The sequence below is a fragment of the Actinomadura sp. NAK00032 genome (genome assembly GCF_013364275.1).
Lineage (GTDB): Bacteria > Actinomycetota > Actinomycetes > Streptosporangiales > Streptosporangiaceae > Spirillospora.
The window spans coordinates 822,367-838,555 of the sequence record NZ_CP054932.1; the positions used below are offsets into that span (position 1 = coordinate 822,367).

Sequence of the window (16,189 nt, forward strand, 5' to 3'; positions counted from 1 at the left end):
TCTCACCAACCGGAGGTCGCGGAGGGATCGGGGAATTGCAGGCGTGCCTCATCGTATGCGGTCTCCAGGCTCGCGGCGTCCTTGATCCACTCGTTCATGAGCGAGTCGACTCGCTGGTCGGAGAACTCGATGCTGGATGGTGCGAACCGCGTGAGGGTCTCGGTCTCGCCGGCTTCCAGTTCCCGCTTGATGTTCAGTGCCGCCGCGATACGTCGGAGATCGCTGACGAAGTCCAGCACCACCACCCGGTCCTTGCCATCCCGGAGGCGGAGTCCGCGGCCGAGTTGCTGCACGAAGATGCGTCGGCTGTGGGTTACACGTGCGAAACAGAGAATGTTGACGTCGGGGACGTCCACGCCCTCGTTGAGGATGTCCACGGAGGTCAGGATCGGCACTCGCCCGGACCTGAAGGCGAGGAGCCTAGACTGGCGCTCGCGTTTGGACAGGCTGGCGTGGACGGCGAGGGCGTCGGACCAACGCGGGTTACGGCGTAGCAGATCCGCCAGGCGTTCGGCGTGTTCCACCGTCCGGCAGAAGACGATGGCTCGCGGGTGTGCGACATGCCCCCAGATTGATGCGAGCTCGTCGCGGATGGCCTCGTCGCGCTGTGGGAGGAAGAGCTTGGAGTTCAGCTCGCCCAGACTGTAGGAGTGTTCGCTGGCGTGTCTGACGATGTCCCAGTCGATGTTGTCCACGAACAGGCGGTAGTCCACCTGCGCTAGATAGCCCCGCCTCATCCCTTCCTCGATGCCCAACGTGAACGAGGCCGGGCCGAAGCGGTGGCTGATGTCGTACTCGTCCCCCCGCCATGGAGTCGCGGTGACGCCCAACTGGCGGGAGTTATGGAGTAGATTGAGGAGCTCGCCATACTGCCCGTTCTCTCCGACATGGTGGGCTTCGTCGACGACCACAAGACGGGGCTGGTAGCCCTGCCGCGCGGCGTACAGAGCGCTCGCCAGTGTGGCGCAGGTGACGCCGTCGAGGTCATCTGGCCGTTCTTCGCCCGTGAGTAGGCGCGTTTTGGTGTGCTTATCCAAGTGCCGCCATAGGGCTCGTTCGAGTTGATCGACGAGGTCCTTGGTGTGTGCGACGACGAGGACCTGGTCGTCGGGGTATCGCCGGAGATGGTCGGCGATGATCTCGCCACTGACGATCGTCTTGCCCAGTCCTGTGGCGAGGATGAGTAGCGCCCGCTCGCTGTCGTCCAGCGAGATGTTGATCGATGAGCGGGCTTCTAGCTGGTAGGGCCGCAGTTCGATCCCGGCGAATCGATCGGGGATATTTTCGAAAACTTGGTTGAGAGTTCGGCCTTGCCAGAGATGGATTCGAGGTGCCAATAGGGTGAGCTGCTCGGTCCGGCGAATGGCGTCCGCGCTCATCCGGGTATTGGTCACCACAGCCGCACGTGTCGCCCGGTAGTGGTCCCGGGCGTGGGCTACTTCATCGATCGCCGCCAGACTCACCGCTCCTTGCTTCTTCCACTTGCATTGGAGCACCCAGTCGTGACCCTTGCGATGCCCAAGAAGGTCACCGCCCTCGTCTCCTGACCCATCGATGTTGGCGACATTGGAGAAGCCAAGATGCCACAGAAGCCGTTCGATCTGCCTGGGGAACTGGTTGGGGCCGATCCCGAGGAGAAAGGCAGGATCGACGAAACCACTGGTCAGCTCACTCACCTATTCCGTGTCGGCCAGGTCGGATTCGACCAGCAGACAACTCAGCTTGACGCGGTGAAGTTCAGTCAGGCCGAACTTGGGCTGGTGTTCCTCCATGAGCGCGAGGTCGCTTACGAAGCCAACCAGCCGAGACACGACAAGGGCCCGGGAGCTGTCGTCGGTGAGACTCAAGTAGGAGCGTTTGAAGACCTTGCCGTCCAGGAACGCCTCTGGACGCTTCTCCAGAAGACGGACGACCGCGCTCGCGGGCAGGAACAGTGCGAAGTCGCCGGATTCGAGGACGGTATCCCAGGGGGTGTCACCGCCCTCGATGGCGAACCTACGTTGGGTTAGGGTTCGGTCGGATTCCTGAAGCATCTCCCAGTATCCCGAGGGTGAGCCCTTCACTTCACGCTGCATGGCTTCACGGATCCGGTCGAGCAGCCGAATCGCCCGGCCTGCCAGCACGTCAGCGGTGATCTTCTGATCGGTCGCTCTGCTCTTGATGTCCGCGAGGACGCTCGAAAGGGGCTTGGGGTCTCTGCTCATCGGGGCCGCGCGGAGCCGCATGAACTCGGCGAGTTCCACCATCGCGAGGTCTCTCATCTCGATGCCGAAGTCGGTGAAGAGAGGATGGTTGACGGCGACGAAGAGCTCGACTCGTGGAGCCTTGACCATCTGGGTGAAGAGGGGCACGACGTTGCCCGCAGGATCCAACAGAGAGCGATCACGTACCGCCCATACGGAGAGCTCGACACTTCCGAGGTCCGGGGCTTCGTAGCGACCGGAGAGGTCGATGACCTGTGTTGCCTTTGCCCGGTAGCGCGCCATGCGCTGGTCGAGCGTCTCGGTCGGATCTGGATCCGGACGGGGGACCAGTGGGATTCTGGAGTCGGAGCCCGTCTCATCGTCGTTCGGTGTCTCGTCACCCAACCCCATCTCGTCGAAGATGTCGTCGGGCTCGTCCTCCGGTTCTGGCACGACCGGGTGATCGTGCTGGTAGGCGGCCTCGTACCATTTTTCGTCGGTTTGGTATTCGGGATCGCCGGCCCGAAACTTCTTGGCCCATTCGATGGCTCGATCGAACAGGGCCTGCTTGCCGTCACCGGGCACGAGGTAGTTGAGCCCGGGATCCTCCCGTCTAAACCCCGCGTAGAGCCGGGAGAGCGGGCTCGTGTTCCTTGGGAGTCCGAGCCGCCCGGCGATCTTCTCGCGTAGAGGGCTGTCGCCTCGCACGTACCGGACGACCGTCCTCCATTCGGGTCCGTCGTACTCGAAGGCGTTCTTCTGATAGTTGACGGGAACATGATCACAATGGATCTCGCCGACGAAGCGACCTCGGCCCCGACGGGAGTCGATGGGGTACTCCGGATCCGGCTCGTCGATCTCGCTGGGGTCTTCCCAGAGGAAGAAGCGCTTGTCGCGGATCAAGATCTTCCGGCCGTTGCGAAGGAAGTCGATCCCGTAGTCGCTCTTGTGAAGATAGCGCTGGACGCCGATCCATCCCCAGATCCGACGTTCGCGCAGTTGGAGTTGGTCTCCCTTGCAGTCTTCGCACTCCTGAACCCAGTCGGGGTTCCAATGGCCACAGTCCTTGCACGCCTTCGCTGGCGGCAGGGTCCGATTGATCTCGATGACGGCGGGGATAGTCGTGCCGCTCCGAGTCACGGTCCTCGAGGCGTCCCAGACGCAGGGCAGACGGGGTTTGACCTTCTTTCCATTGACCGTGATCAGGAAATCCCGCTCGCGCAGCAGGTAGGAGTACACGTCGCCGAGCTGCTCACGGATCTTGACGTCTTGTTTCGAGAGGCCGTCCCACTTGTCTCGCTTCAGGTCACTGATGATCACATGCGTGCCGTGCTCGTCTGGAGTGTCTTTTGGTTCGTATCGCACTGGGACGTCATATTTGTCGCCTCGACCAAGTTGTACCAAGTCAAGGGTGAGGACCGTCCAGGAGGGATCACCCGCGCGCGTGGTCTTGATGGTTGTCTTCCTGCCCAGGCGCGCCGTGGCGACGTTGAAGCCCATCCCGTACAGGCCGAGTGAGCCGTAGCGACTATTGCTTGTCCAGCCGGCTCGGACCGCGTTGGAGAGTGTCTCCAGGTCCATCCCCCGGCCGTTGTCGCTGATCCACACCTCGGCGGTCCTGAGGTCGCTGTCGCGCCCGGGGAGGGAGATGGCCACGGTTGGCCGGTCGACGCCCGGTCCGCCTTGGCTCAAGAAGTCGTCGAAGGCGTTGTCGATCAGTTCGGCCAGGCACTGCCACAGGGAGAATTCGATATCCCCCAGCACGGACAGGATGCGGCCGTGAGGCTTGACGTTGACCTCATGATCTGTCATTGGGTCTCCTGTCTGGACTGGACCGAGGGGAAGGAGAACGGTGCCTGACTGAGTCTCTCTGGCGCTCGTCCTCCAGGTTAGCTTCGGGTCCGAAGATGTTCGGGGACCTAGTCCGGGTGAGGGCGCGATTCACCCGAGGCTGCGCCATCTCGCCGCCGTGGGAATTGGCCCTTAGGCCTCGGGCAGTGTGGGGGTCTCTGGAGGCTCGGTGACCAGGAGTTCGCTCGGTATGACCTGGTGGTGGAGCGTCGCGTCGAGCGCTTGGGCGATGCGCGCCGTGATCTGGTCCACCGAGTCGACGTGGGGTGGGAGATAGTTGCCGAAGGTACGACCAGGGTGCAGGGTGTCCCATCGAGAGCGCGCCTGTTTGCCTCGTCCACCTCCCGGGCCATGGATGCCAAAGCCGTCGAGCACGTTGTTCCATAGGGGGGTGTAGCGACGGAGGAGACCGTACTCTCCCAAGGGCACCCAGATGTCTTTCACGACGAGGTAGCGATACCTGAAGTCCGCGAGGTCGAGCGTGCTGGTCGCCTTCCTGATCGAACTCCTGTGTTCCTGGAGGCGCCTGCGGATTCCGCCCTCGTTGGGCGCGTGACCGCGACGGGTGGCGCCGGCCAGCGCCCGGCCGACGTAGATCGGGATCGCGTGTGGCCCGACGTCGTTGTCTTCGACACTCGCGCTGCGGCGGGTCAACTCGCCGAGAGGCGCGTATGGCGCTGCCGACCCCACGTAGTAGAGGGCGTAGAGTCCGGCGCTCGTGGGGACGCGGTTTTCCGCCCACCTAGTGTCGGCGTGCGGGAACGCCCGGGCCGGTTCGGCCTCGAGCGCGTCGGCGACGTTGCGGGCCAGGTTCTCGTCGTCGAGGGGGTTGTAGGGTTCGGGTTGTTCTTGCTCGGAGGTCACTCGCAGAGGCTACGGCAGGCCCCGGCGGTGGGGGCCGGCTCTTGAAGGCCGGGTGGCTCCGCGCGGTGTCGTCTACGGTCGAGGCGGCGGCGCCGCGGCGCGACGGGCGCGGAGCCGTCTGCGTCCGAACGTGTCGCCCGGGTGGCGTGAGCGTGTTGGCGGTTTCCATCCGTTGCCGGGCCTGTCGCTGGGGCGTGCCCCGCGTGCCGGGGGCGTGCGTCACATCTGTACCGAATCCGTGAGGAGAGCTGGCAGGTCCATCGACTCCGCGGTACGCTTTCGCAATGCTTGAACAGGACGAGGAAGGCCAGCGGAAGCGGGCGTCGGTGGAGTTGTTCGCCGGCGGCGGAGGTCTGGCCTGCGGCGTCGAGGCGGCGGGGTTCCGTCCGCTGCTCCTCAACGAGTTCGACAGGCGGGCGTGCGAGACACTGCGCCTCAACGGTGCCGAGCCACATCGGGACCTGGGGGATCCGCCCATCCCGGAGGAGGGTCAGGCCCCTCCACTCGTGGAGGGCGATGTACGACTCGTCTCCTTCAAGTACCTCAAGGGACGGGTGGATCTCCTGGCGGGGGGACCGCCGTGTCAGCCGTTCAGCCTTGGCGGCGTCGCCAAGGGCGATGAGGACAACCGGAACATGTTCCCGCAGATGTTTCGCGCGGTGCGGGAGATACGCCCCAAGGTCGTGATCTGCGAGAACGTCAGGGGGCTTCTTCGTCCATCGTTTGCCCCTTACTTCGACTACATCCAACGTGAACTCGAGTTGCCCTTCACCACCCGGGCGAAGGGTGCGACCTGGCGAGACCACGATGCCTTGTTGAGGGAGCGTGGGAGGAGTAAGAGGATAGCCGCGCATCGTCGGTATCTCGTCGAGAGGTTCCCGGTGAACGCCGCGGACTACGGCGTTCCACAGATAAGACATCGCGTGATTCTCGTGGCGTTCCGGGCCGACCTGCGGGTCGATGTGGAGAGGTTCAAGAAGCTCGTGGAGACCGAATACGCCCTGTACTCGGAGACCGAGCTCTATCGCTCGATGCGTGATGGAAGGTACTGGGAGCGTCACAATGACGTGCCTAAACACGTCCGGGACCGCGTCATGGAGCGAATCCCCAAGACGCTGCCCGAGCCGGACGGGGACGCCCCCCGGCCCTGGCGTACTCTTCGGGACGCGTTGAAGGGAATCGGGGACCAGACCGAACTCCCACCCGTTCCAGTGAAGCTCATGGACCGAAAGACCGAGATCAAGGGGATCAAGGACCATATTGGCTGGCCGGACGCTCGAATCTATGATGGCCACACCCCCAACGAACTAGACCGACCCGCCAAGACGGTGAAGGCGGGCGTGCACGGCGTCCCTGGAGGTGAGTCCGTGGTGATGCTTGACGACGGCAGTCACCGCTACATGACCGTGCGAGAGACGGCGCGTGTCATGACCTTCCCGGACGACCACCAGCTTGACGGGCCGCGCGGGGAGAAGATGCGCCAACTCGGGAACGCTGTCCCCGTGCTGCTCGGCGAGGCCTTCGCCAAGGCCGTGGCCAACGCTCTGGACCACGCGGGGCACTGATGTCCTCGGTCCCGCGACGCCCCCAGGCCCAGTGGAAGGATCGCCCCCTGCCGTCTCGGGCGTGGAAGGGGCGTCCTGGACGAAGCCAGGCGGCTCTGAGCGCCGAACAGGATCGCGCGGCCGGAGGTCGATCCCGTCGCCTCGTCGACCTTGGCGATGGTCGGCTCGCTTCGGCTTCTATCGCTCTCAAGTTCTTCCCCAAGACCAGGCGCATTCGCGCGTACCTGCGCTGGTCCGATCGGGGCCGGACATGCGAGAAGTACGTGTGCGAGGTACACAACGGCACTCGCGCCGAGAACCTGACCGAGGCCTGGAAGGCGGCGATCGAAAGGAAGTTGGTCGGGACAGGGGAGGCCGATGCCCCGCGGGTCGACTCCTGGGCGAGTTCGCCGGCCGTCCGATCCGTCATGCGTGGCAACCGTGGCAAGGACACGCGACCGGAGCTTGCGCTGCGCTCGGCGGTGCACCGGCTGGGTCTCCGTTATCGAGTGGGATCCCGTCCGATCCCAGGGGTCCGCCGTACCGCGGACATGGTGTTCACCCGGGCCAAGGTCGCGGTCTTCTTGGACGGGTGCTTCTGGCACGGATGTCCTGAGCACCACCGCCCCGCCAAGCGCAACGGTGAGTTCTGGACGAGCAAGATAGAGGGCAACCGGAGACGGGACAGGGAGACCAACGAGATTCTCGCCGACACCGGGTGGCTCGCCGTACGCGTTTGGGAACACGAGGATCCGCAAGAAGCGGCCCAGCGCGTGGCCGACGTCGTCCGACAACGTGCGGCCAACCCGACGCTCCCGCTCGCCCCTGGGACGGCGACCGGCGAAGGGCGGGATGGTGAGATCGCGTGACCAGCAGGAGAGTAGTGCCGAAGTCCGGGCCAGCGGACGCGGTGAGGGTGTTCGGGATCGCTTAGTGACGACAGACCCGGACACCCTCTTGACCACACTCACCTGAAGATCGAAGACGAGATCGGAAGTCGGTGACGGCTGGGCGGGCCGCCGCTGCCGTCGGGCTCCGAGCCGGTCTGCCTGGCGGTGGCCCGGGCCCTACTGGACTGCACGTCCTAAGGCCGGTGGCCGCGGACCGCCCTGCCCGCCTGGCCGGCATGTTGCCCTACCTCCGCTAGTGCCTTGTCTGCGACAGGCGACTGTGGTGCAGCGCCGTGGCTGGGCGAACGAGTCACCCCGCTGCTCGTGGCCGACACCGACTTCTGGCTCGACGATGTGTGGATCACTGACACCACCGTTGTGGAGTCCGGCCGCTCCCGACGCGACACCCAGCGCTCCGACTGGCCGGATAGGTGAGCTATGGCTGCCCTCCGCTCGCGTTCGCGCCGGTTCGCGGTGCCGCTCGGAAATCCGATCCGCGCTCTGGCGGGTATGCCGATCACCTGGGCACCTGGCCAACCCCGCACTCGACGAACGGGACGTGGCGGCAGCGATGCTGGACGTCGACGGGGACTCACGGCCCGCTGGTTTGAGCACCAACAGGCCTGGCCAGCCGTGGGAACGGGGTGTCCTACGCCAGGGCACCTCAGGCGCTCCACCTGCCACTCATCGGACCGTGTCCGACCGATGCGGGGACGGCCTCGTGTAACCTCGCAGCGACGAGGGGCGTCCTCCGCATCGCGGGCCTGACAGGGCGTGACGTGCTTCCTGGAGGCTCAAGCGCCTCCGATCACCAACCTCCCGGAGGGGATTTCGCCGCGCCCACGGCCATAGGCGCCGTATCCGGTAACCCATGTGCTACTCCCCAATGGGATACACGGCGACAGAAGGTGTGCGAAGTAGGTACTCGACTACCCGTAGCCGCACACTCGAGGGTCCTACCGACGCGGCTCCCACCAGCAGCCCACGTCGCGACTGCGGACTCGTGTCCACTGCAGTTGAGTCATCTGGACATGTCCCCTGCTCGCGCTTGAGCTTAGCAAGCGAGATTTAGTCCGTCAACGAATCGTGTATCGGCGCTTTTTGATGCTCTTTCATGCAGTCCAATAGCCATACCTCTCATAAGACCACACTGTCCGCTTGACTCTTATACGCGCGCGCGTTAGCGTGCGATTTCAGTTCCAGGGGAGGCCGCTTCTTGGGCGTGCCTGTTGATGGGGGCGTGGGTTGCGGGAGGGAACTCACAGTGGTTATTAACGACCTGGTAGAGCGTGCTTATGCGGCGTTGTGCGAAGACGCGGAGCGTATCGGGCCGTTGCCTCGCGCTCACGTCGTAGGTGTAGCCAGTCGACGGGGACTTAGCGCTGAGGAAACCGCTCAACTCATCACGTTGTTGCTCGACGCTGAGATCCTGGAGGGGGCCGCGCAGCCGGCCACCCCTCCAGAGAGCACGGGCACTCCGCCACCGGCCGAACAGAACGGCTCGCTAGGCACAGGCGGATCATCTCGCTTCGAGGTCAGATGGTCTATGCCGGAAAAGATCGGCAGGCATCCGATTATGCCCGCAGAACAAGAGGTCGCTCTCGGGCGTCGCATCCAGATGGGTATGGAGGCCAAGGAGGCCATCAAGCGCGGCGAGGATTCCACCGAGCTCAGGGCTCTGGCTGAGGATGGAGACCTGGCGAGACATGCGATGGTTGTTAACAACTGCAGGCTCGTCTTTAACATAGCCAAAGGCTTCATGCACCAGTGCGGCGATCTGGACTTCGAAGATCTCACACAGGATGGTATGCACGGGCTTAACCGTGCTGCGGAAAAGTTCGATCCCAATCGAGGGTACAAGTTTTCCACTTACGCTACCTGGTGGATCAAACAGGCCATCTCGCGAGCCATCGATTCCACGAGTACCTCCGTGCGACTCCCCGTTCATGTCTGGGACCAGTGGCGGCAGGTCTTGCGTTATCAGCGTGATTTTGAAATTCGAAATGGCCGACTGCCCTCCTTTGAGGAGGTTGCTGCGGCGTTGGGAAAGGACCCTGGGGCTCTCAAAGCAGTCATCGACTTCGCTGCGCACATCGTACACCTCGATGCGGTGGTTTCCGATGATCCCGATGGCTCTACTTTGGGAACCCTCGTCTTGCACCAAGCGGGGCCCTCGGTCGAGAACCAGGTCCTCGACACTGCGGTGCTCCGCGCGATCGAGCATCGTATCGAAGATATCGCCAGGAACTATGATCCAAGATTCCTTAGAATCCTCGAAGGGCGCGCCGGTCTCCACGGCCACGAGCAGGTGACTCTGGAGGGGTTGGGCAAGGAGTTTGGCATCACGCGAGAACGCGTGCGTCAACTCGAAAAGAAGATCTTCGAAATCATCCGTAAGGATCCTGTTCTCGTTACCCTCGTCCGGGACTACTTGGAGGATTAGAATGAAGGCGTATGAGGCGGCCGAGCGGTTTGTCACGTGGCTGAACGGTCGGGTCACAGTCGAGGGCCGCGGTGATGAGCGGACCACGCTTGATGCCAATCCAGCCGGTGTCTTTTGGCTCGGGCGCCTCGCCCCAGAGAGCGATGCCGCCAAGTCGGTTAGGCGTGAACGCCGGATGGATCCGTGCGCGATCGGCATGCGTGTCAGGCCATCGGCGGACAGCGCTTGGTCGTTCGTCGCGACGATAAGAGCCGTCGCGTGGAATCAGATTGGGGATGACAACTGGCAGAAGACCGACGCAGTCCAGATCAGCGTCCCTGTTCGCGTACGGCCTGGCGATGAGTACCGAGCCTTTGGTGGTAAGGCTGTCGCGGATGCCTTCGAGGCCGTAGGAGCACCCGGTGTGATGGCTGAGTTGAGGGTGACCGATGAGTCATGGCGGGGGACGCCAGAACTGGTCGTCGAGTTGGTCAATGTTACTGCCGACGGCGTGCGCAAGCGGGGTGAACGGCACCTCTTCGAGGTGGAGCTCGCGATCACTGGACTGCGTACTGTGCCGTTCGTCCTGGAGTCTCTTCCAGACAGCTTCCGATACGACAGGCGTATGCCAGCCATCGGGATCAACTGCGGAGTCGACTCACATCCTGGCGGTGGGCTGGTGACGACGGACACCGTGGTAGTGGATCGAAAGCGACCAGAGTATAACTTCGACGGTACCGATCCGACGGTTCTTGATCTCAGCTTCCACGGGCTTGCCTCCGAACCCATGGTCCGTCTCGCCGACCTAATCAAAGCGTACCGGGATTGGGGATGCGAGCATTGGTCTGATGCCCGGCTCGATCAACGCGCTCGTGCCGAAGGATGGCAGCCCGAGATGCTCGAACAAGCGCTGCAGGCCGCCGGCAACTACCAAGAGGAGCTTGAGCGGCTGGAGAGAGGACTGATTGCCCTCAACGGGGATGAACGTCTTCGCCGCGCGTTTTCGTTGATGAACCTCGCCATGGCCCGAGCCTCGCAGGGAAAATATGATCAGTGGCGGCCGTTCCAAATCGGCTTCGTACTTTCAGTCCTGCCCAGCTTTACTAAGGCGGACGTCGGCTGGGATTATGTCGAGACCGTCTGGTTCACCACCGGCGGCGGCAAGACCGAAACCTATTTGGCGCTTCTCGTTCTAGCCGCCTTTTTCGATCGCTTGCGCGGCAAGAAGTCAGGCATCACCGCCTGGAGTCGATTCCCACTGAGGATGCTGTCGCTTCAGCAGACCCAGCGATTCGCCGACGCTCTAGGAGCGGCCGAACTCGTCCGCAAAGACCATAACGTCCCCGGAGCGCCTATCTCCCTAGGCTACTTCGTAGGAGCGAACGCGACTCCAAACGACATCCCACCCGCTCCGACGGACTTTAACTCAATCGACGTCGAAGATGATGAGATGCCAGCGCGATACCTCGTCTTGACGTCATGTCCATTCTGTGGCGATAAGGGCATCTACACAAAATTCCATCGGGGGAACTGGACGCTTCGACATCTTTGTCGAAACAATGAGTGTCCGAGCGGTGGCAATCCTCTACCATTTTACATTGTTGACCAAGAGATATATCGCTTCCTCCCGACGGTAGTGATTGGCACTCTGGACAAGGCCTCCCTCATTGCCATGCAGGCCAACATGCGAGGTTTTCTCGAGGGCCCCGCCGGTAAGTGCACACGGCCCATGCATGGTTACACCTACGCGCCGCGGAGCACTCGGCCCAATGGCTGCCTGGTACCCGGCTGTAAGGCCGACATCGAGCGGATCAAGGACAGCGAGCGTCCCCGCTTCGCTCCATCCTTTCGACTCCAAGACGAACTTCACCTTCTTCGAGACTCTCTGGGCGCCGTCGACTCGCATTACGAGTCACTCATGGATTCTCTCCAAGAGCAGCTCACGGGAGCTCGTCCTAAGATCATCGCTTCTTCGGCGACGCTCACCGGATACGACCGGCAGGTGGACGTCCTCTACCAGCGAAAAGGACGTGTGTTCCCCGTGCCCGGGCCGTCGGCGGGCGAGTCGTTCTGGAGCCGCGAAACCGACCGGCTGCTGCGAAGGTTTGTGGCGGTATGGCCTCGTGGGGTAACGCTTGAATGGGTCAACGACCGTACACTCACAATCCTCCAACAATCTGTCCGGCGCTTGCTCGAGCATCCGGAAAGGGTTTGCAGCGAGGTTGGAGTCGATCCCGCGTTCGCCGAAACCCTGTTGGATCTGTATGGCACAAACGTCATCTACGGGAACACCGTTCGGGATGTTGAGGCCGCGCTGCGTTCCACAGGTACCCAGGTTCCGGTCGCTCCCCTCAACGTGGTGTCGCTGACAGGACAGACGCAGTTCGACGAGGTCCGGGAGGCGCTCGAGCGGCTTGAGCGCCCCGAGCCCGAGTTCGAGAAGCGAATCCATGTAGTCACGGCGTCATCCATGATGTCTCACGGTGTCGACGTCAACCGCCTAAATATCATGACCGTCCTGGGTGTACCTTTGACCACGGCCGAGTTTATCCAGGCCACAGCGCGTGTCGGTCGTGCCCACCCCGGTCTTATTTACGTTATCCATAAGATCGGGCGAGAGCGGGACGCCACGGTGTTTTCCCACTTCGGGCCGTTCGTTCGGCAAGGTGACCGATTCGTCGAACCGATACCCGTGACCCGTTCGAGCCGTCGTGTCCTGGAGTTGACCGCACCAGCGGCAATCGAATCACGCCGCCTGTTCGTGCACGAACCAAGATCTCCCGGCCGACGCCTAACAACCGTGGACTTGCTCCGCAAGTACTTCGCGACGACCGGGGCTGGAGCGGAGGAAGAGGCACGGGCTTGCGCAGCCGCTCTTGGTATTGATGAGGCCAAGCACCTGGCTTTCAACGACGTCATGGAGCATCTGGAAGCCTATTTCGCCCGCCTAGAGGACACCGGTTTCGGAGCCAGATTCCCGAATGAGCTTTTCGATCGCGACCGCCGGCCTATGCTGTCGCTTCGCGATGTCGAAGCTCAAGTCCCCGTTAGTGACGACTAGCACCGGAGGTTAAAATGAGAGATCAGCGTAGTGGAACGCAGATTCTCTATGGGTTCCTGCCTGAGCAAACTGGTGACCTCCGACGTGGTGTCTGGAAATCGGTCGAGTGGAAGGATCCGATCACTCTCGATGTTGAGGATAGCCTTATCCGGCGGCGGCTGATCGAGGAGATGGAAGGCTGGGCCACTGATGCCGGTGGTCTCGATCCGAGCGTTATCAAGTCACTCCGGTCGCGGGCGCCTATCGAGGTGGTAAGCGTCAACCGACATCAAGGGGTTCGTGTTGAGCGATTCCCTGAAGTGTGGGTCTGTAGAGCCTGCCGTCGCGTGGAAATCGGACGGCCTAAGAAATGCGGCGGCGGGCACGATAATTGGCAGCAGTTGCATTTCGTTGGATACCATGAGTGCGGTCGCCTAGAACCGCCAATCATTCCACGCTGCCCAGTTCATCGGGAGACGCGGATGCGGCATCAGTCAAGTATCGAAGCGGCGCGAATCGTCTTTGACTGCCCTCAATGTGAGCGCACCTTGCAGCGTGGGCTCGGCAGGCGCGCGTGTCCGTGCGGCCGTCAATACTCCGATCGCCGTGGCGCCAAGCTAATCACCTACAACGTGCATCGCGCTACTAGCGTCTACGCACCCCAGACTTTCGTCCTCATCAACCCCGCGAGTAAGGAGCAGATGCGAAAACTAACCGCTGGCGGTGGGCAGCGACGCGCACTCGCTTGGGCACTCGCTGGGTTCGAGGGGACGCCAGACGTCCAACGCACTACGGGATCTTCCTTTGTCGAGGAGATGTTGGCAAAAGGCCTTCCGCGCGACCTAGCAGAGCAACTAGCGGCGACAGTCAAGGAGGCTGGACATCTCGCCGACGAGGATGACCTCGGACACCTGGCGGACGCGGCAGGCCCCGTGATCGAGGCCGCCGAAAGAGACGCCGTCGACATCGCCCTCGCGACCAGCGAGTCCCGTATCAGAGTCCCCGACCTCATCACCAGCAATATCAGCCATGAGGCCCGGCGACTCTTCGAGCGCGAGTACCCAGAGTCAGTTCACCGGGCAGGGTTCTCCAGCGTTGATCTAGTCGACCGTTTCCCCGTACTCAAGGCGGTCTACGGGTTCACTCGCGGAGGGCTGAACCCAGGCGAAGCCCGTCTGAGCCGCTTCCACGGCAAGGGGAACAGTTACCGGGTCTACGCTGACCTGCAAAAGGCAGAAGCACTGATGTTTCAACTCGACCCGATCCGCGTCTACGACTGGCTTGTCTATAGGGGACATCGACTCCCCGCAGCGGATGGGGAGCGAGCCACCCGAACGGCCATCGCCAGCGCCGACATCCCGAATCGCTTCACTGAGCCCGTTCCCGGCCGCCGATCTCTCGGCGAAGACCTTCTGAATCTCACTCATTCATACGCCCACCGAGCCATCAGGCAACTCGCCGTTTTCGCCGGCGTCGACCGCGAAGGACTCGGCGAGTACCTCGTGCCCCGACACTGTACATTTTTTGTCTTCGCCGCCACTCGCGGTGACTTCGTTTTGGGGGGGCTTCAAGCTGTCTTCGAAAATGACCTCGATAAATTTCTGAACACTCTTGTTTCCGCCGAGTCCCGTTGCGCGCTGGACCCCGCATGCGGCCGGAACGGGGGCGCCTGCCACGCCTGCATGCACCTCGGTGAACCTACTTGCAATCACTTCAACCGCTTCCTCGACCGGCGGTACTTGTTCGGGCCTCAGGGCTACCTAGCCGCGCATCGACCAGCTTGATATGTGAGGAGATCCGACAGAACCGAAAGAGCATCTTGGTCGCCGAGGATGATGACGGAGTCATCTATCCACTACAAGCAAGCAACTGTTGCTTTGATCCTTGCCCAGGGTCTGATTGTGGTGACGTTGGGCTTAGTCAGGGAGTGGCCAGGCTTGTAGGGCTTGGGTGGCTATGTCGGTGAGGGTCTTGTGGGTGGCGCCGTCTCGGGCTTGTTGGGACATGCCTTGGATTACTGCGGCGAAGTAGTGGGCCAGGGCCTTGGGGTTGGCCGTGGCGGGGAGTTCGCCGTCTGACTGGGCTTGCCGTAGGCGGGTCTCGAAGTGCTTCAGGTTGGTGTTGCGCAGGTCGCGTAGGAACGTCTCCATCTCAGCGTCCTGCGGGGTGACGTTGGTGGCGGCGCTGATCGTTAGGCAGCCGGCCGGGTGGGACGGGTCCGGGTAGATGGCTGCGGCCTCGTTGAGGATGCGGGCGAACGCCTCGCGGGCGGTGGGTTCTTCGGTGAGGGCGTTGGACATGAACGCGCCCTCTGGGGAGCGGCCGTACGCCTCTACCGCCTCTTTGAACAGAGCCTTCTTGTCGCCGAACGCCGCGTAGAGGCTCGCCGGCCTGATGCCCATCGCGTCCGTCAGGTCGCTGACGGACGTCGCCTCGTAGCCGCGCTCCCAGAAGAGGCGGATGGCTGCCGTCAGGGCCGCGTCTCGGTCGAAGGTGCGGGGGCGTCCTCGTGCCATGGGTTCATTGTAGAGCGCTCGCTCAAGAAGTCGTGCTACCTTTTTGTTGAGCGATCACTCAACAAAGGAGACGGCATGGGTACGTTGGACGGCAAGGTCGCGCTGGTCACCGGTGGCAGCCGGGGGATCGGGCGGGGGATCGCCGAGCGGCTCGGGAGTGACGGGGCCGTGGTCGTTGTCACCTACGCGCGGGAGCGGGCGGCGGCCGAGGAGGTCGTTGAGCGCATTCGCAAGGACGGCGGGCAAGCCTTCGCGATCCAGGCCGAGTTCGGGCGGCACGGTGATGCCCACGCGATGTGGGACGCCTTTGACGCGGTGGTCGAGCGGCCCGGCGTCGACATCATCGTGAACAACGCGGCCATCGGAACCAGTGGGGATCTGGAGTCGATGAGCGAGGACGAGTTCGATCGGCTGTTCGCCGTGAACGTTCGGGCGCCCTTCTTTCTCGTCCAGCAGGGGCTCGGGCGGCTGAGGGACGGCGGCCGGATCATCAACATCTCCAGCGGCGCGGCCTCGATCGCGTTGCCGGACATCATGGCCTACGGGGCGACCAAGGGAGCGCTCGACACCCTGACGCTCAACCTCGCCAAGCAGTTGGGGCCGCGGGGGATCACCGTGAACTCGGTCGCCCCCGGCATTGTGGACACCGACACGAACGCTCCATGGCTGAGGGGCAATGCGGAGGCGCTTGCGCATGCCGAGTCGCTGTCCGCGCTGGGACGGATCGGGCAGCCCGAGGACATCGCCGGTGTCGTCTCCTTCCTCGCGTCCGATGACGCCAGTTGGATGACGGGAAGAGTCGTTGACGTGACCGGTGGCGCCGGATTGTGAGGGCTGGTGGCGTCCGCCCTCGTGGGCTGCGCGAGGGCGGGCGTCGCG

10 protein-coding genes are annotated in these 16,189 nt (G+C 63.0%); 6 read left to right on the top strand and 4 right to left on the bottom strand.

What is annotated here, in order from left to right; genetic code table 11:
* Window positions 1–2: 2 nt before the first annotated feature.
* The 3 genes from HUT06_RS03980 to HUT06_RS03990 all read right to left on the bottom strand — a co-directional run bounded on the left by HUT06_RS03980 (window position 3) and on the right by HUT06_RS03990 (window position 4,898).
* Window positions 3–1,676 (bottom strand): DEAD/DEAH box helicase, encoded by a 1,674-nt coding sequence (locus HUT06_RS03980; RefSeq protein ID WP_217711184.1) that lies wholly within the window; start codon window positions 1,674–1,676, stop codon window positions 3–5.
* Window positions 1,677–3,995, bottom strand: coding sequence for an ATP-binding protein (locus tag HUT06_RS03985; RefSeq protein WP_176194454.1), 2,319 nt, complete (start codon window positions 3,993–3,995; stop codon window positions 1,677–1,679). It lies immediately after the preceding gene.
* 171 nt (window positions 3,996–4,166) lie between these two features.
* A complete protein-coding gene (locus tag HUT06_RS03990) occupies window positions 4,167–4,898 on the bottom strand; it encodes an Eco29kI family restriction endonuclease (protein ID WP_176194455.1) in 732 nt (243 codons plus the stop codon).
* 284 nt (window positions 4,899–5,182) lie between these two features.
* Between HUT06_RS03990 and HUT06_RS03995 the strand changes: the two genes are divergently transcribed.
* The 5 genes from HUT06_RS03995 to HUT06_RS04015 all read left to right on the top strand — a co-directional run bounded on the left by HUT06_RS03995 (window position 5,183) and on the right by HUT06_RS04015 (window position 14,578).
* On the top strand, window positions 5,183–6,463 hold the full coding sequence (locus HUT06_RS03995; RefSeq protein ID WP_176194456.1) for a DNA cytosine methyltransferase: 1,281 nt from the start codon (window positions 5,183–5,185) through the stop codon (window positions 6,461–6,463).
* A gap of 263 nt (window positions 6,464–6,726) precedes the next feature.
* Window positions 6,727–7,311 carry a very short patch repair endonuclease gene (locus HUT06_RS44320; RefSeq protein WP_368406948.1) on the top strand — a complete coding sequence of 195 codons (585 nt, stop codon included), beginning with the start codon at window positions 6,727–6,729 and terminating at the stop codon, window positions 7,309–7,311.
* Window positions 7,312–8,554: 1,243 nt separating this feature from the next.
* Window positions 8,555–9,775, top strand: a complete 1,221-nt coding sequence (locus HUT06_RS04005; protein ID WP_254715724.1) for an RNA polymerase sigma factor RpoD/SigA — start codon at window positions 8,555–8,557, stop codon at window positions 9,773–9,775.
* A 1-nt stretch (window position 9,776) separates the two neighbouring features.
* A complete protein-coding gene (locus HUT06_RS04010) occupies window positions 9,777–12,815 on the top strand; it encodes a helicase-related protein (protein WP_176194459.1) in 3,039 nt (1,012 codons plus the stop codon).
* A 680-nt stretch (window positions 12,816–13,495) separates the two neighbouring features.
* Entirely contained in the window at window positions 13,496–14,578 is a 1,083-nt protein-coding gene (locus tag HUT06_RS04015; RefSeq protein ID WP_176194460.1) for a hypothetical protein, read from the top strand.
* A gap of 132 nt (window positions 14,579–14,710) precedes the next feature.
* Here HUT06_RS04015 and HUT06_RS04020 read toward each other — a convergent pair whose 3' ends face one another.
* Entirely contained in the window at window positions 14,711–15,310 is a 600-nt protein-coding gene (locus HUT06_RS04020; protein ID WP_176194461.1) for a TetR/AcrR family transcriptional regulator, read from the bottom strand.
* Window positions 15,311–15,385: 75 nt separating this feature from the next.
* Between HUT06_RS04020 and HUT06_RS04025 the strand changes: the two genes are divergently transcribed.
* Entirely contained in the window at window positions 15,386–16,141 is a 756-nt protein-coding gene (locus HUT06_RS04025; protein WP_138639382.1) for a glucose 1-dehydrogenase, read from the top strand.
* Window positions 16,142–16,189: the final 48 nt, after the last annotated feature.